Annotated in this window: 16 protein-coding genes; 7 read left to right on the top strand and 9 right to left on the bottom strand. The window is 70.6% G+C overall.

The window, feature by feature from the left end; translation table 11 throughout:
- Positions 1–72 precede the first annotated feature (72 nt).
- The 7 genes from BM041_RS00850 to BM041_RS00820 all read right to left on the bottom strand — a co-directional run bounded on the left by BM041_RS00850 (position 73) and on the right by BM041_RS00820 (position 6,311).
- Entirely contained in the window at positions 73–750 is a 678-nt protein-coding gene (locus BM041_RS00850; protein ID WP_092954084.1) for a hypothetical protein, read from the bottom strand.
- Entirely contained in the window at positions 747–1,649 is a 903-nt protein-coding gene (locus BM041_RS00845) for an ABC transporter substrate-binding protein (RefSeq protein ID WP_092954081.1), read from the bottom strand. Before BM041_RS00845 ends, BM041_RS00850 begins: the two co-directional genes overlap by 4 nt.
- Positions 1,650–1,718: 69 nt before the next feature.
- Complete coding sequence (locus BM041_RS00840) at positions 1,719–2,705, bottom strand: tripartite tricarboxylate transporter substrate-binding protein (protein WP_245761869.1); 987 nt, start codon at positions 2,703–2,705, stop codon at positions 1,719–1,721.
- Between the two features lie 35 nt (positions 2,706–2,740).
- Complete coding sequence (locus tag BM041_RS00835; protein WP_092954078.1) at positions 2,741–3,484, bottom strand: SDR family NAD(P)-dependent oxidoreductase; 744 nt, start codon at positions 3,482–3,484, stop codon at positions 2,741–2,743.
- The gene (locus tag BM041_RS00830) at positions 3,481–4,371 is read right to left on the bottom strand and encodes a BKACE family enzyme (protein WP_092954075.1); all 891 of its coding nucleotides are present in this window, start codon (positions 4,369–4,371) and stop codon (positions 3,481–3,483) included. Before BM041_RS00830 ends, BM041_RS00835 begins: the two co-directional genes overlap by 4 nt.
- A 5-nt stretch (positions 4,372–4,376) precedes the next feature.
- Positions 4,377–5,243 carry a dioxygenase family protein gene (locus BM041_RS00825; RefSeq protein ID WP_245761868.1) on the bottom strand — a complete coding sequence of 289 codons (867 nt, stop codon included), beginning with the start codon at positions 5,241–5,243 and terminating at the stop codon, positions 4,377–4,379.
- Positions 5,244–5,273: 30 nt separating this feature from the next.
- Positions 5,274–6,311 (bottom strand): quinone oxidoreductase family protein, encoded by a 1,038-nt coding sequence (locus BM041_RS00820; RefSeq protein WP_092954072.1) that lies wholly within the window; start codon positions 6,309–6,311, stop codon positions 5,274–5,276.
- Between the two features lie 123 nt (positions 6,312–6,434).
- Here BM041_RS00820 and BM041_RS29705 point away from each other — a divergent pair, with 123 nt between their 5' ends.
- The 4 genes from BM041_RS29705 to BM041_RS00790 all read left to right on the top strand — a co-directional run bounded on the left by BM041_RS29705 (position 6,435) and on the right by BM041_RS00790 (position 9,696).
- Positions 6,435–7,514: a LacI family DNA-binding transcriptional regulator gene (locus tag BM041_RS29705; RefSeq protein WP_175533645.1), complete on the top strand. Its 1,080-nt coding sequence runs from the start codon at positions 6,435–6,437 to the stop codon at positions 7,512–7,514.
- A complete protein-coding gene (locus tag BM041_RS00800) occupies positions 7,514–8,359 on the top strand; it encodes a metallophosphoesterase family protein (RefSeq protein ID WP_092954063.1) in 846 nt (281 codons plus the stop codon). The genes BM041_RS29705 and BM041_RS00800 overlap by 1 nt, the downstream gene beginning before the upstream one ends.
- A gap of 129 nt (positions 8,360–8,488) precedes the next feature.
- Positions 8,489–8,689: a hypothetical protein gene (locus tag BM041_RS00795; protein ID WP_092954060.1), complete on the top strand. Its 201-nt coding sequence runs from the start codon at positions 8,489–8,491 to the stop codon at positions 8,687–8,689.
- A gap of 86 nt (positions 8,690–8,775) precedes the next feature.
- Complete coding sequence (locus BM041_RS00790) at positions 8,776–9,696, top strand: PepSY domain-containing protein (RefSeq protein ID WP_217648573.1); 921 nt, start codon at positions 8,776–8,778, stop codon at positions 9,694–9,696.
- On the opposite strand, the gene ltnD is transcribed toward BM041_RS00790, so the two are convergent.
- Both ltnD and BM041_RS00780 read right to left on the bottom strand, forming a co-directional pair.
- Positions 9,674–10,567 carry an L-threonate dehydrogenase gene (ltnD, locus tag BM041_RS00785; RefSeq protein WP_092954054.1) on the bottom strand — a complete coding sequence of 298 codons (894 nt, stop codon included), beginning with the start codon at positions 10,565–10,567 and terminating at the stop codon, positions 9,674–9,676. The two genes, BM041_RS00790 and ltnD, sit on opposite strands and share 23 nt — an antisense overlap.
- Before the next feature lie 236 nt (positions 10,568–10,803).
- Positions 10,804–11,220: a MarR family winged helix-turn-helix transcriptional regulator gene (locus tag BM041_RS00780; protein WP_092954050.1), complete on the bottom strand. Its 417-nt coding sequence runs from the start codon at positions 11,218–11,220 to the stop codon at positions 10,804–10,806.
- 74 nt (positions 11,221–11,294) lie between these two features.
- On the opposite strand from BM041_RS00780, the gene BM041_RS00775 reads away from it, so the two are divergent.
- Genes BM041_RS00775 through BM041_RS00765 form a run of 3 tightly spaced genes read left to right on the top strand, consistent with a single transcriptional unit; the run spans position 11,295 to position 14,298 of the window.
- The gene (locus tag BM041_RS00775; RefSeq protein WP_092954047.1) at positions 11,295–12,332 is read left to right on the top strand and encodes a M29 family metallopeptidase; all 1,038 of its coding nucleotides are present in this window, start codon (positions 11,295–11,297) and stop codon (positions 12,330–12,332) included.
- A complete protein-coding gene (locus BM041_RS00770) occupies positions 12,329–13,030 on the top strand; it encodes an alpha/beta fold hydrolase (protein WP_092954044.1) in 702 nt (233 codons plus the stop codon). Before BM041_RS00775 ends, BM041_RS00770 begins: the two co-directional genes overlap by 4 nt.
- Positions 13,031–13,032: 2 nt before the next feature.
- Entirely contained in the window at positions 13,033–14,298 is a 1,266-nt protein-coding gene (locus tag BM041_RS00765) for an acyl-CoA dehydrogenase family protein (protein WP_092954041.1), read from the top strand.
- The last annotated feature ends 5 nt before the right edge of the window (positions 14,299–14,303 follow it).

Below are 14,303 nucleotides of genomic sequence, written 5' to 3'. Positions count from 1 at the left end.
CAATTGAAGACGGTCCAGGGGGGTCTCCCCCCTGGCGGATGGGGTGTGGGGAAGGCAGCGCCTTCCCCACGATCAGGCATCCCCTTCCGCCGGCATCTCGACCCAGGCCCTGAAGGCGTCGGAGGCCTGCACATCGCCCGACGCGATCAGCCCGCGCCACAGCCCCGCGGCGTGGACCACGTTGGGCAGCCCCGCCGGCTGCACCGTCAGGCACATCGCCTCCGCCATCCAGGCTTCCTCCACCCCCGCCGCGTAGCCCGCGCGGAGGTAGCGGGTGACGCCCGCGGAATCGCGCCGCGCCGTGCAGGCGGCCAGCAGCGCGAGGGCGCGGCGCGACGGCGGCAGCGCGGGGGTCAGGGCTTCGAGGGCCGCGGCCTCCGCGGCCGGCGCGTCCCAGCCCGGCAATTGCCCGGCCCAGGCTTCCGCGGCGAAGTCGAAGCGGGACCGGGCGGCGGCGAAGCCGGCAAGGCGCAGCGCCGCCTCGACACCCTCGATCCCCCCGCCCGCTTCCCGGTAGCGGCGGACATGGTGGCGAGCGGTGGCGCTGCCGACCACGGCCGTGATGACCAACCAGAGAAACTCCTTCTCCTCCGCCGGCAGCGCGACGGGTTGCAGGGCGAGGCGGCCATAGGCGGCCTCATAGGCTTCGGCGAAATCGGGGGAGAGCAGGCGGAACAGGCCGTGATGGGGCAGCAGGTAGCCGCGCTTCGCCCGCGCTTCCTCCAGCCCCGCGCGGAAGGCGTCGCTCATCCGAAGGCCTCGGCGCGGATGGAGGGGTCGAGGTAGCGGGACGGGTCGTCGAGCTGCTTGCCGGTGAAATGGCTACGCAGCCGCAGCACGGTGCGCAGGCCGTCATCGCTGATCGCCTGGTCGCGGATGATGCCGCGCAGGGGGTCGAGCAGCGCCGCGACCGCGCGGGCCGCGACGGGCGGCGGCATCTTCGCATGGTCGGCGAGGATGGCGGCGGCCTCCGCGTGATCGGCATCGAGCAGCGCGAGGGTTTCGCGGAAGGCGCGGGCAAAGGCGACCAGCGCCGCGCGCCGTTCCGCCAGCACACCGGCGCGCGATGCCGCGACGATGCCCTGGTAGGGGCCGACGACATCCTGCGCGCGGGCCAGGCGGCGAAAACCCTTCGCCTCCGCCGCCAGGTCGAGCGGCGTGTTCAGCAGGGTCGCGGCCTGCGCGCCTTCGACCAGCGCAGCCAGGCGTTGCGCGCCGCCGCCGACGGCGACCCATTCGACGGCATCCGCGATGCCGGCGCGGCCCAGGATCTCGCGCAGCACGAAGGCGAAGCCGGTGGTCATGGCATCGACAGCGACGGTGCGGCCACGCAGCGCGGCGATGTCCGCCACATCCGGCGCGGCCATGACGTTCAGCATGCCGTCATCGACGCCGAGCCAGGCGACGAAATCGGCGGGGCCGGGGAGTTCGACCTCCCCCTGCCCCTCGTCATAGGCGACGATGTTGTCCACCGCCGTCAGCGCCAGGTCGAAGCGGCCGGCGTAGAGGTCACTCGCCATCGCCTTGGAATTGGGCGTGAGGGAGAGCGCGATCTCCAGCCCATGGCGCGCGAAGACGCCATGCTTCTGCCCGGCCCAGAGGGCGAGGTTGGAGGCGCCGGCGAAGGCGACGACGTTCAAGGTCTGCATGGTCACCCCAAGAAAAAAGGCAGGGATGCGGGTGCATCCCTGCCCGTGGCAGTCGTCAGGCGAAGCCCATCAATCCGCGAACTGGCCCGCAGCCTGCAGGATCGGGCGCCAGCGCGCGATTTCCGACACGAGATGCGCGCGGTGCACGTCGGGGTTCTGGCGCTCCACCGGCTCCGGCGGGCTGCCGAGTTCGTTCATCCGCGTCACCACGCGGGGATCGGCCAGCGCCGCGCGCATCGCCTGGTTGAGGCGCATCACGACCGGCGTGGGCGTGCCCTTCGGCGCGTAGATGCCGTGCCAGATGCCGATCTCGAAGCCCGGCAGCCCGGCCTGGCCGGCGGTCGGGATGCCCGGCAGTTGGGCCATCGGCTCCGCCGTCGTCACCGCCAGGCCGCGCACGCGCCCGCTGGTGACGAAGGAGGAGGCGGAGGTGGTCTGGTCGCAATAGATGTCGAGGCGATCCGCCATCAGTTCCGGATAGATCGGGCCGGAGCCGGTGTAGGAGACGGTGGTGAAGCGCACGCCGAGGCTCGCCTGGAACAGCGTGCCGCAGAGCTGGCTGGCGGAGCCGAGGCCGGCATTGGCGAGGTTCACGGCCTCACCGCGTTCGCGGACATGGCGGATCATCTCCGCGAAATTCGTCACCGGCAGGCCGGGGCGGGCCAGCCAGATCATCGGCGTCGCCGTCACCAGGCCGATCGTCTCGAAGGCCGTCACGGGGTCATAGGGCAGGCGGCGATAGAGGGTCGGGGCGGTGGCGATGCCGATGTTGTGCAGCAGGATGGTGTAGCCATCGGGTGCCGCCGCCGCGACGCGCGCCGTGCCGGTGGTGCCGCCGGCGCCGCCGACATTCTGCACCACGACGTTCTGGTTCAGCTCCCGCCCCATGGCTTCCGCGATCATGCGGCCGACCACATCGGTCGGGCCGCCGGGCGCGAAGGGGATCACCATGGTGATCGCGCGCTCCGGCCAGGTCTGCGCGCTTGCGCTGCCGCCGATCATGGGCAGGGCCAGCGCGGCGGCCGCCAGCAGGCGGCGCGTCGTCCTCATCATCATGGTTCGTTGTCCTCCGTTATTGTTCAGTGATCTTGTCAGCGTCCGCCGCCGATATCCACCAGCGTTCCCGTCATGTAGGAGGCGGCCGGGGAGAGCAGGAAGGTGATGAGCTGCGCCACCTCCTCCGGCTCCCCGGGCCGACCGAGCGCGATGGCGGCGGTCATGGTCTTGAGGCGTTCGGCACCCGCCTTGGCTTCGTGGGTGGCGGTGCGGATCACACCCGGCCGCACGGTGCAGACGCGAATGCCGAGCTTACCGACTTCGTTGGCGAGGCCGGCGGTAAAACCATCCACGGCGCCCTTGGCGGCGGCGTACATCACGCGGCCGGGCTGGCCGCCGAGGACGCTGGCGCGGGAGCCGACATTGACGATGACGCCGCCCTCCCCGCCCCGGTCCGTCGCCATGCGGCGCACGGCTTCGCGCGCGCAGAAGACGGTGGTGCGGAGGTTGCTGTCCATCATCCGGTCGTAATCGGCCGTGGTGAGGTCGGCGATCTTCGCATCGGCGCTGCCGCCGGCATTGTTCACCAGGCCCTTCACCGGGCCGATGGCATCGGCCGCTTCGAAGAGGGCGGTGATGCCAGCTTCGGACTGCACATCGGCCTGCACGGCATGCGCCTTGCCGCCGGCGGCTTCGATATCGGCCACGACGGCGGCGGCGCTGTCGGCATCGCGGGCGTAGTTCACCACGACGGTCCAGCCATCCGCCGCAGCCGCCTTGCAGGTGGCGGCGCCGATCCCTCGGCCGCCGCCCGTCACCACCAATACGCCGCGCGTCATCGCGACCAGCCGCCGACTTGCGACAATTCGGCGCGGGCTTCGGCGGCGGTCATCGGCTCCACGCCGAATTCGCGCAGCAGGCGCACGGCGCGTTCCACCAGCACGGTGTTGCTGGTCGCGAGTTCGCCCTTGTTGAGATAGATGTTGTCCTCCAGCCCGACGCGCACATGGCCGCCCAGCAGCCAGGCCTGCATCAGCATGGGGAATTCCATCCGGCCGATGGCGAAGGCGGCCCAGGGGCTGCCGGCGGGCAGGATGGATTTGGCGTAGTTCAGCGTCTGCGGGTCCCAGTCGAAGCCCCAGCGGATGCCCATGCAGACCTGGAACAGGCAGGGGCCCTTCAGCACGCCCTGTTCCATCAAATTCTTCGCCAGGCCGATGTCACCGGAATCGAAGACTTCGAGTTCCGGGATGGTGCCGACGCTGTAGATCAGCTCCGCCATCTTGGTGACGGACCAGGGCGCGTTGATGACGACGGCATTGCCCGACCACATGGTGTTCAGGTCGAGCGTCGCGATTTCCGGCTTCAGCGCGACGATGTGCTCCACGCGCTTTTCCGGCGGCAGCAGCGTGCTGTTCGGGCCGGCCACGCGGGGATTGTCGCGGGACGGGTCGAAGCGGCCGCCAGGGCCGGTCGTCAGGTTGATGACGACATCGGTGCCGGAGGAGCGGATGCGGTCCACGACTTCCTTGTAGAGGTCGAGGGACATGGACGGCTTGCCCGTCTCCGGGTCGCGCACATGGATATGGGCGACGGCGGCGCCGGCCTTGGCGGCATCGATCGCGGCATTGGCGATCTGCTCCGGCGTGATGGGCAGGTAGGGCGTCTGCTCGGGGGTGGTGATGTTGCCCGTCACCGCGCAGGTGAGGATGACCTTGCGACGCATTTTCTTCAGTCCTTGGCAGCGTTCAGGGGTGCATCCGCCTTCGGGATGCGGAATTCGTAGGTCAGCCGCGCGGGCTTGCCTTCGGCCTTGGAGGCTTCCCAATCCGTGACGAGGGAGGCCTTCACGCCGAAGACCGCGTCGTCATGCAGGTAGGGATCACCGTCCTTGAAGATGTGGGTGATCAGGTCCCGGTAGCCCGGCTTCTTGATCCAGAAATGGACATGGGCGGGGCGCATCGGCCCGCGGCCCATCGCCGCCAGCACGCGGCCCACCGGGCCGTCATGCGGCACGGGATAGGCGGCGGGCACGACGGTCGGGAAGGCGACCACGCCATCGGGGCCGGTGACGAAGCGGCCGCGCATGTTGTGCTCATCACCGAGTTGGCTGTCGTAGAAGCCTTCCGGGGAGGTGTGCCAGGTATCGACCTGCGCGCCCTCCAGCGGATTTCCGTCAGCATCGAGGATGCGGATCTCGACCTCCAGGGGCTCGCCCTCCACGCCCGGGGACATGTTTTCCCCATTCTTCATCACCGGCGGATTCTCGCGGTGGAAGGGGCCGAGGACCGTGGTTTCGCTGACGCTGGCATGGGTGCGGTGGGCGATGGCGTCGACCAGCATGGAGACGCCGAGGATGTCCGACAGCAGGATCACCTCCTGCCGCTTGTCGTCGCACCAGCGGCCGAGTTCGGTGATGAAGCCGACGCCCTGTTCCCATTCCTCCGGCGTGAGTTCGACTTCCTTCACGAACTCATGCACGTGGCGGATCAGCGCGGTCATGACCTTCTGGATACGCGGATCGGCGTCGGGGCGGATGCGATCCAGCACCGCCTCGGTCAGGTTCTCGCTGGTGTAGGTGATGTGGCCGTCGGCCATGGTGGTTCTCCTTCCCGCCAGGCGGGGTGCTTATCGCATCGTCAGCACGACGCGCCCGCGGGTGCCGCGGGCGACGGAGGCGTAGCCGGCAGCGCCATCCGCCAGCGCGTGGCGTTCGGCGATGGCGGGGGCGGGGTAGGCGCCGGATTCGAAGCCGGGGCGCAGCGCATCCATCATGGGCGCGCATTCGGCCGCCTTGCGCTTCAGGCTGTCCACGCCGATCAGGCGGCATTCGCGGCGATAGAAGGGGATCATCTCCACCTTCATGCTTTCACCGGGGCTGCCCGAGATGAGGATGGCGCGGCCCCCGAAGCCGAGCGCGGCGAGTGCCGCCTCCACCAGGTCCGGCCGGCCGACGCAATCGAAGACGATGTCGATCGCCTTGCCGCCATTGGCCTTGGCGATGGAGGCCGCGAAATCGGGATCGTTCAGGTCGATGAAATTGTCGGTGGCATGGCGCGCCGGCGATGCGGGATCGGCCTGGCCGCGACAGGCCGCGATGACCGACGCCCCCTTGCCGCGGGCGATGCCGCAGGCCGCGCCGCCGACACCGCCGCTCGCGCCGATGACCAGCAGCGTCTCCCCTTCCCTGATCTGCGCGTAGTCGAGGCCGATCCAGGCGCTGATGTAGTTCACGCCAACCGCGCCGGCCTGCTCGAAGGTCAGGTTGGCGGGCTTGCGGGAGAGCGCGGCGACGGGAACCGTGAGGTAGGCGGCGTGCGTGCCATCCCGCGTGAAGCCGATATCGCCGCCGGTGCCCCAGACCTCCGCGCCCAGCCATTCGGCGGGGCCGGCCACGACGACGCCCGCGAAATCGCGGCCCGGCGTACGGGGCGGCACGGTCTGCTTCATCCGGCCGAGCACGTTCTTCACGTCGGACGGGTTGATGGAGGCGGCATGGATTGCGACCAGCGCCTCCCCCGCCGCGGGGGCAGCGACCGGCATCTGTTCCAAGGCCAGCACTTCCGGCCCGCCATGGCGCTGGAAGCGCAGGGCCGGGGCATGGCTGGGCAGGCTGGCGCCGGGCCCTGGAACGAGGGGGGCCAGGGCGAGCGGCGCGTCATTCATCGGTGGACGGTTCCTCAAGCGGGCGTTGGGGGCTTCGTAAGCACCGGCGCGAAAGGGGTCAAGCATTTTCTGCAATCGATTGCATTGCCTCATTCCCGCCAAGCCGCGCTAGGATGGTGCGGCATGCCCGACAGCCGCCTTCCCGGGGACCCCGCCCCGCCCCTACCCCCACCCGGCCGGGCCACCATCGCCGATGTCGCCCGCGCGGCGGGGGTCCATGCCTCCACGGTCTCCCGCGCCCTCAACCCCGCCACGCGGGGGATGGTGACGGAAGCGGTGGCGTTGCGGGTGGCGCAGGCGGCGGAGCGGCTGGGCTGGCGGCCCTCGGCGCTCGCGGCCGGGCTGCGCACGCGGAAATCCCGCACCATCGGCATCCTGGTGCCGGACCTCGTGAACCCGATCTTTCCGCCCATCGTCCGCGCGGCGGAAACGCTGCTGGCGGCGCAGGGCTATGCGACGCTGGTGGCCAACACCGACAATGATCCGGCGCGGGAGGAGATGCTGATCTCCCGCATGGCGGAGCACCTGGTGGATGGGCTGATGCTGGCCTCCGCGGCGGAGGGCACGCGCGCGATCGAGCTGTGCGCGCGCTGGTCCATCCCGGCGGTGCTGATCAACCGGCGCCTGCCGGGGGTTGCGACATCGGCGGTGACGAATGACGACCGGCACGGGATCGGGCTGGCGGTCGGGCACCTGGTCGCGCTCGGCCATCGCCGGATCGCGCATCTGGCGGGCCCGCCCGGCGTCTCCACCGCCATCGACCGGCGGGAGGGTTTTTTCGAGGCCCTGCGCGCGGCGGGGCTGGAACCCGCGGCGGTGGTGGATGCGTCGGGCTATACGCGCGCCGCGGGGCAGGTGGCGATGCAGGCGCTGCTGGCGGGACCCAGCCTCACCATGCCGGCCTTCACCGCGGTGGTGGTCGCCAACGATATGTTATGCCTCGGCGTCTATGACGTGCTGCAGGGGTGCGGCCTGCTGGCCGGCGCCGACCTTTCCGTCACGGGGTTCAACGACATGCCCTTCGTGGACCTCATCGACCCGCCGCTGACCACCATCCGCATCCAGCACGCGGCCATGGGGCGGGAGGCGGCGGAAGCGCTGCTCGCGGAAATCGCGGAACCCGCCACGCCGCGGCGCGACACGCGCCTGACACCCGAACTCATCATCCGCGCCTCCACCCGCGCGGCGAAGCAGGAGTCCTGATGCCCATCATCGTCGCGCAGGTCTCGGACGCGCATCTCGGCCCGCGCACCACCGTCTTCCAGGCCAACATGGCCCGGATCGAGGCCGTGCTGCATGCCGACCCGCCGGCGGCGCTGGTGGCCAGCGGCGACCTGTCGCTGGACGGGGCGGATCGCGATGCGGACCTGTCCTTCGCCGCCACCGCCTTCCGCCGCGCCGCCGGGCGGGCGGCGCTGCTGGCGATACCGGGCAACCACGATGTCGGCAGCACGCGGGAGACGATGCCGACCCAGACGGTGGATGAGGCGCGGCTGGCCCGCTGGGACCAGATGCTGGGCGCCGACCGCTTCGTGCAGGATCTGGATGGGCCCGGCGGCGAATCCTGGCGACTGGTCGGGCTGAACACGGAAATCATGGGCACGGGCCTGGCGCGGGAGGCGGAGCAGGCCGCCTTCGTCGGCGCGGCGCTGGAAGCGCTTGGCCGCCGGCGCATCGCGCTGTTCCTGCACAAGCCGCCCTATCTGCAGGGCATGGAGGATGGCTTCGACTACTGGTCGGTGCCGCCCGCGGCGCGCGCCACGCTGGTGCCGCTGCTGTCCCACCCGGCACTGCGGCTCGTCGCCTCCGGCCACCTGCACCTGCACCGGCTGCTGCGTCGGGGCGACGTCACCCATGCCTGGGCGCCGCCGGCCTCCTTCATCTGCGAGCCGGAGATCCAGCCCGGCATCCCGGGGGAGAGGCTGGCCGGCTTCCTGCGGCACCGCCTGCATGCGGACCATGTGGAGGTCGAGCTTGTCTCCCCCACCGGAATCCGCGCGCCGTTCCTCGATGAGGTGAGGGCGGAGACCTATCCGCGGCAGGGTTGAGTGGACGTCGCGATAACGAGAACAAGCCTATTTTTGGAGCATGTCGTAAATGATCTTTCGCAACCCTTGATCGGTTTCCGGGCAGAATCGACCCGGCTATGACATCAGGGCGGTCAGACAGGGGCGGCAATGTCGCAGGCCAACAAGCCAAAATCGGAATTCCTGGGGTTGCGCGACCCCTATGCGGAAGCAACGCCCGGTGAGGCGCAGGTCCGCCCGCCCGCCGAGCCGCTGATGACGCGGGAGAAGGCCGCGGAACTCGGCCGCGCCACCGCCGCTCTCGCGGTCCTGCTGCTGGTCATCGCCGCGGTGGTTGCCGCCATCAGCTGAGCGCCGTCACGAAGCGTGACACTTCATCACCCACGGGTGATGGACCGGCCTGTAGGACAGCATCCGTGACCTGACGGATGCCCTCCATGACCAAGGCCCTGTTCCTCAAGCTGCATCGCTGGGTGGCGCTGGCCTCCGCCCTGCCGCTGATCGCCATCATCCTCTCCGGCCTCGTGCTGTCCTTCGAGCCGGCGCTGAAGGCGACGACGCCGGATGGCACCGTCACGCTGGAACGGCTGGAGCGCATCGTCGCGGCCGCGGGGCCGGCCGGGCGGGGCGGGGCGCTGGCGATCCAGGGCTATGCGGGGACGGCGAGCCTCGGCGGGCGCGGGGCGTCCACCACCTATGACCTGGCCAGCGGGGTGGCGGTGCAGCCGACCTTCCTGCCGGGGCTGTTCCGCACCATGCGGGGGCTGCATGAGAGGCTGCTGCTGGACCTCGGCTGGCTGGTGGTGGCCAGCACCATCGCGCTGGTGCTGCTGGGCCTCATCGGGTTGCTGCTGGGCTGGCCGAGGCTGCGCAACACGGTGGGCGGCTGGCATCGCGTGACCGGCTGGGCGCTGCTGCCGCTGCTGGTGGGAAGCCCGCTGACGGGGCTGGCGCTGGCCTTCGGGATCACCTTCACCACGCCCGTGCCGCCGCCGCCGGGCGCCACGCCCCCGCTGATGGAGACGATCCGCCAGGTGGCGGCGGTGCATGACCTCGATGGGCTCGACTTCATCCGGCCGATCGGCGGCGGGCGGCTGGTGCGGGTGCTGGATTCCAGCGGCACCGCCATCGCCTATCGCGCGGGGCCGGAGGGGCTGGTGCGCCAGCCCAGCAACTGGCCGCGGCTGCTGCATGAGGGCGGCTGGGGTGGCGTGTGGGGCAGCGTCGTGAACCTCGTGACCTCGATCGCGCTGGTCGGGCTGCTGGGCACGGGGCTGTTCATCTGGGCGCGGCGCAGCCTGGCGAAAATGCGCGCAAAGGCAGCGCGCCGGCGGCCTACTGCTTCGGCGGCAGGGTGATCCCCGTCAGTGCCTCCCACACCCGGATGACGAAGCCATCATCGGCGCGGCCATGGCCCATGGCGCTGGCCGCGGTGAAAAGCTGCTGCGCCTGGGACGCGAGCGGCACGGGGTGGTTCAGGCCGCGCGCCATCTCCGCCACCAGGCCGAGGTCCTTGACGAAGATGTCCACCGCGCTGCGGGGGGCGTCGTCCCCGGTCAGGACGCGGGCCATCCGGTTCTCGAACATCCAGGAATTGCCGGCGGCACTCGTCACCACGTCATAGAGCTGTTGCGGATCGGCGCCGGCACGGATGCCGAGTGCCATCGCCTCCGCCGCCACGGCGATGTGCACGCCGGCCAGCAGCTGGTGCACGACCTTCACGGTGGCGCCGATGCCGGGCGCGTCACCGAGTTCCCAGACCTTGGACGCCACCGCATCCAGCACCGGCCGGGCCTTGGCGAAGGCGGAAGCGGCGCCGGAAGCCATGACCGTCATCTCGCCACTCGCGGCCTTGGCGGCGCCCCCCGATACCGGGGCATCGAGGTAGAGGAAGCCCGCTTCCTGCGCCTTTTCCGCCAGGCGCTTCGCATCCGCCGGGCCCATGGTGGCGGAGGCGATGATGACGGCGCCGGGCGCGAGGCGCAGCGCGCAGCCGCCAGGCCCGAAGAGCGCCGCTTCCGTCTGCGCGGCGTTGACAACCAGCAGCAGGACGGCGTCGGTGCCGTCCGCGATCTCCCCGGCGCTGGCGGCGGTGATGCCGCCAGCGGCGGCAAAATCGGCGCGCGCGGTGTCGCGCATGTCGCAGCCCGTGGTCGCAAGCCCCGCGCGGAGGCAGGACAGCGCCGCGCCCATGCCCATGGCCCCGAGGCCGATCACCGCCACCTTCATCGCCCGATCCCCCTGCGTGTCGCGCGCACCCTTACCGGGCGCGGGGCTCAAGACAAGACGAGGCGCGCGATCTGCACGAGGGCGGAGATGACGACCAGCACCAGGACGATGCGGCCGAGCTTGTCGGGCGAGGGCATGGCCGCGCACATGGTCACGGCGGCATCGGCGTCCAAGGGCGGGGGAGCGCTGCTCCCCCGCACCCCCTCGCCAGGGTCCAGCGGGACCCTGGACCGCGATCAGCCGGCGAGATCACGCAGAAGCGCCTTCAAGGCGGGGGCGGCCCCCGCATGGCGGGCGAGCAGCACAGCCTCATGCGCGCGGGCCTCCGCCACCAACTCGGCGGCCAGGGCGGCGCCAGGCGCCGTCAGCAGGATGCGCATCGAGCGGCCCTGGCGCTGCCGCACCACCAGGCCATCGGCCTCCATCCGATCCAGCAGCTTGGACATGGTGGGCTGCTGCATCAGGCAAATTCCGGCCAACTCGCCCACCGTCACACCCTGCGGCGCACCCTGCAGCGTCGCCAGCACACGCCAGACCGGCACCGCGACGCCGCGCGCCTTGAGCCGGGCGTGGAAGCCGGCGGAGGCCGCGTGGCTCGCCCGCGCCAGAAGCGCCAGCAGATAGCCATCCACGAAGCGGGGGGATTCGCGCATGACGGCCAATATATGACTTTTCATATGTCGCGGACCAGCGTTATCGTCGTTCCAACGTCAGGGAGTGACCGGGATTGCGCGACGACCGGATCGAGCCGCAATGGATCGAGGCCTTCGAGGCCGTGCTGCGCCTGTGCAAGGCGCAGCACGGGGAGGTCGTCTGCCTGCTGGCGGAGAGCCAGTCGCGGCCGCTGAACATCGACCTGGCGGAGCTGGCGGCACATCGCCTGGGATGCCGGCCCTTCCGGCTGGTGGTGCCGACGCCGCGGCAATCCGCGCCGGTGCCGGTGCGATCCACGGGCGCGTCGCGGGCCTTGCAGGGGCATCCGGGGGCGCTGGCGGCGCTGAAGGCGTCCTCCCTGGTGCTGGACCTGACGCTGGAGGGGCTGCTGCACGCGCCGGAGCTGAAGGAAATCCTGGCGGCGGGTGCGCGCATCCTGATGGTGTCCAACGAGCATCCGGAGGCGCTGGAACGCCTGGTGCCGCTGCCGGCGGATGAAGCGCCGGTGAAGGCCGCGGTGAAGCGGGCACGGGCCGCGCAGCGCATGACGGTGACGAGCGCGGCGGGCACCGACCTGACCGTGGACATGGCCGGCGCCATCACCGCGGGGGTCTGGGGCTGGACCGACCGGCCCGGCACCATCGCGCATTGGCCGGGCGGTGTGGTGGTCAGCTTCCCGCGCGCCGGCACGGTGAACGGCACGCTGGTGCTGGCGCCGGGCGACGCGAACCTGACCTTCAAGCGCTACATCGAAAGCCCCGTCCGCCTGACGCTGGTGGATGACCATGTCACGGCGATCGAGGGCGCGGGCGTCGATGCCATCGCGATGCGCGAGTACCTCGCCGCCTGGGGTGATCGCGCGGCCTATGCGGTCAGCCATGTCGGCTGGGGGATGAACCCCCGCGCGCGGCGGGAAGCGCTGCTGGCCTATGGCGCGCGCGACACCAACGGGACGGAGCTGCGCGCGGCGGCGGGGAATTTCCTGTTCTCGACAGGCGCCAATGAATTCGCGGGCCGCTTCACGGAGGGGCATTTCGACATCCCCGTCTTCGGCTGCACCATCGCGCTGGATGGCGAGCCTGTCGTCATCGAGGGGAGGCTCGTTCCATGACCACCATCCTGCTGCACGGCATCGGCGGACCCTCCTGGGGTGATTTTTCTCGAATTGCCCTCGACTGGCCCTTCCCGGGATTCTGCGGCACGGCGCCCCTCCCCGCCATGACCTTTCCCGCGCTGACGGCGGCGCTGCTGGATACGATGGATGCGAAGGGCATCGCCAAGGCGACGCTGGTCGGCCATTCCATGGGCGGGATGGTCGCGCAGGATTTTGTCGCGGCCCATCCCGGGCGCGTCGCGAAGCTGGTGCTGTACGGCACCACGCCGGCCTTCGGCGGGCGGGACCCGAGCTTCGCGGAAGCCTTCCTGCGCGCGCGCCTCGGCCCGCTGGAAGGCAGCACGATGCGGGACGCGGCGGCGGCGATGCTGGAGGGGATGTTCGGCCCCGATGCCGCGCCGGATGCCTTCGCCCGCGCGCTGGAAGCGATGCAGGCGGTGCCGGACGACGTCTATCGCGACACGCTGCGCTGCCTGACCACCTTCGACCGCCGCGCGGACATGGCGAGGATCGGCGTGCCGACGGTGCTGATCGCGGGCGACCGCGACCAGGCCGCGCCGCTCAAGACCATGCAGCGCATGGCGGAGACCATCCCCGGCGCGCGGATCATCGTGATCCCGGAAGCGGGGCATCTGATCCATCTGGAGAAGCCGGCGGCGTTTCGCGCGGCGCTGCGCGACGCATTGGAGAGCTGAGCATGGACGCCCTGCCCGCCACCACGCTGGAAGACGCGCCGATCTTCGACGCCGCGGCCTTCCGCCTGACCCCGTTCGAGGCCGAGCTGACCAGCAAGGCGCGCCGCTTCGGCGCCGCCGTGCTGGCGCCCCGCGCATCGCGCTGGGACCGGGAAGCCACCTTCCCCACCGACAACTACCGCGACATGCATCGCGAAGGGCTGCTCGGCATCTGCATCCCGAAGGATGAAGGCGGGCTCGGCGCGGATTTCCGGGCCTATTGCATGACGGCGGCGGAGCTTGGCCGCTATTGCGGCGCCACCGCGCTGACCTGGAACATGCATGTCTGCTCCACGCTCTGGACCGGCGCGCTGACCGAGGATCTCGACATCCCCGCCGAGGCCCGCGCGGAACATCGCCGCCGCCGGCAGATCCACTACGACCGCATCCTGGCCGATGGCGCGATCTATTCGCAGCCCTTCTCCGAAGGCGGCGCGGCGGCGGCGGGCGCGGCGGCCTTCGGCACCACGGCGAAGCGGGTCGAGGGCGGCTACCTCATCAACGGCAAGAAGATTTTCGCCAGTCTCGCGGGGCACGCGAACTACTACGGCATCCTCTGCACGGAGGTGCATGACGGGGAGAAGCTGTCGCGACGGGATACGCTCTATCTCGGCGTGCCGGCGACGGCGCCGGGCGTGACGGTGGAGGGCGAGTGGGACCCGCTCGGCATGCGGGGCACCGTGTCGCGCAACCTGCTGTTCAAGGATGTCTTCGTGCCGGACGACGCGGCGCTGATGCCGCCGGGGCTGTATTTCCAGGCCGCCACGCGCTGGCCGCACATGTTCATGACGCTGTCGCCGACCTATATGGGCATCTGCCAGGCGGCCTATGACTTCACCGTGAAATACCTCCGCGGCGAGGTGCCGGGCACGCCGCCGGTGAAGCGCCGGATGTATCCGACCAAGCAGATCGCGGTGGCGCAGATGCGCGTCATGCTGGAACAGACCAAGGCGCTGTGGTTCCAGGCCATCACCGATGCCAGGCCCGATCCCAGCAAGGACCAGATGATGCGCGCGCTGACCGCGCAGTACACGGTGATGGAGAATGCGAACGCGCTCTGCGCGCTCGCCATCCGCACCTGCGGCGGGCAGTCCATGCTGAAGTCGCTGCCGCTGGAACGGCTGTACCGCGACAGCCGCTGCGGCGCGCTGATGCTGCCCTGGACGGCGGAACTCTGCCTCGACCGCCTCGGCCGCGACACGCTGTATGAGAAGGGCGAGGTCGATTGACCGCG

The organism is Falsiroseomonas stagni DSM 19981 (genome assembly GCF_900114315.1).
GTDB classification, from domain to species: Bacteria; Pseudomonadota; Alphaproteobacteria; order Acetobacterales; family Acetobacteraceae; genus Falsiroseomonas; species Falsiroseomonas stagni.
The sequence above is the reverse complement of the archived record's forward strand: the minus strand, read 5'-3'. Positions and strand labels throughout refer to the sequence as shown.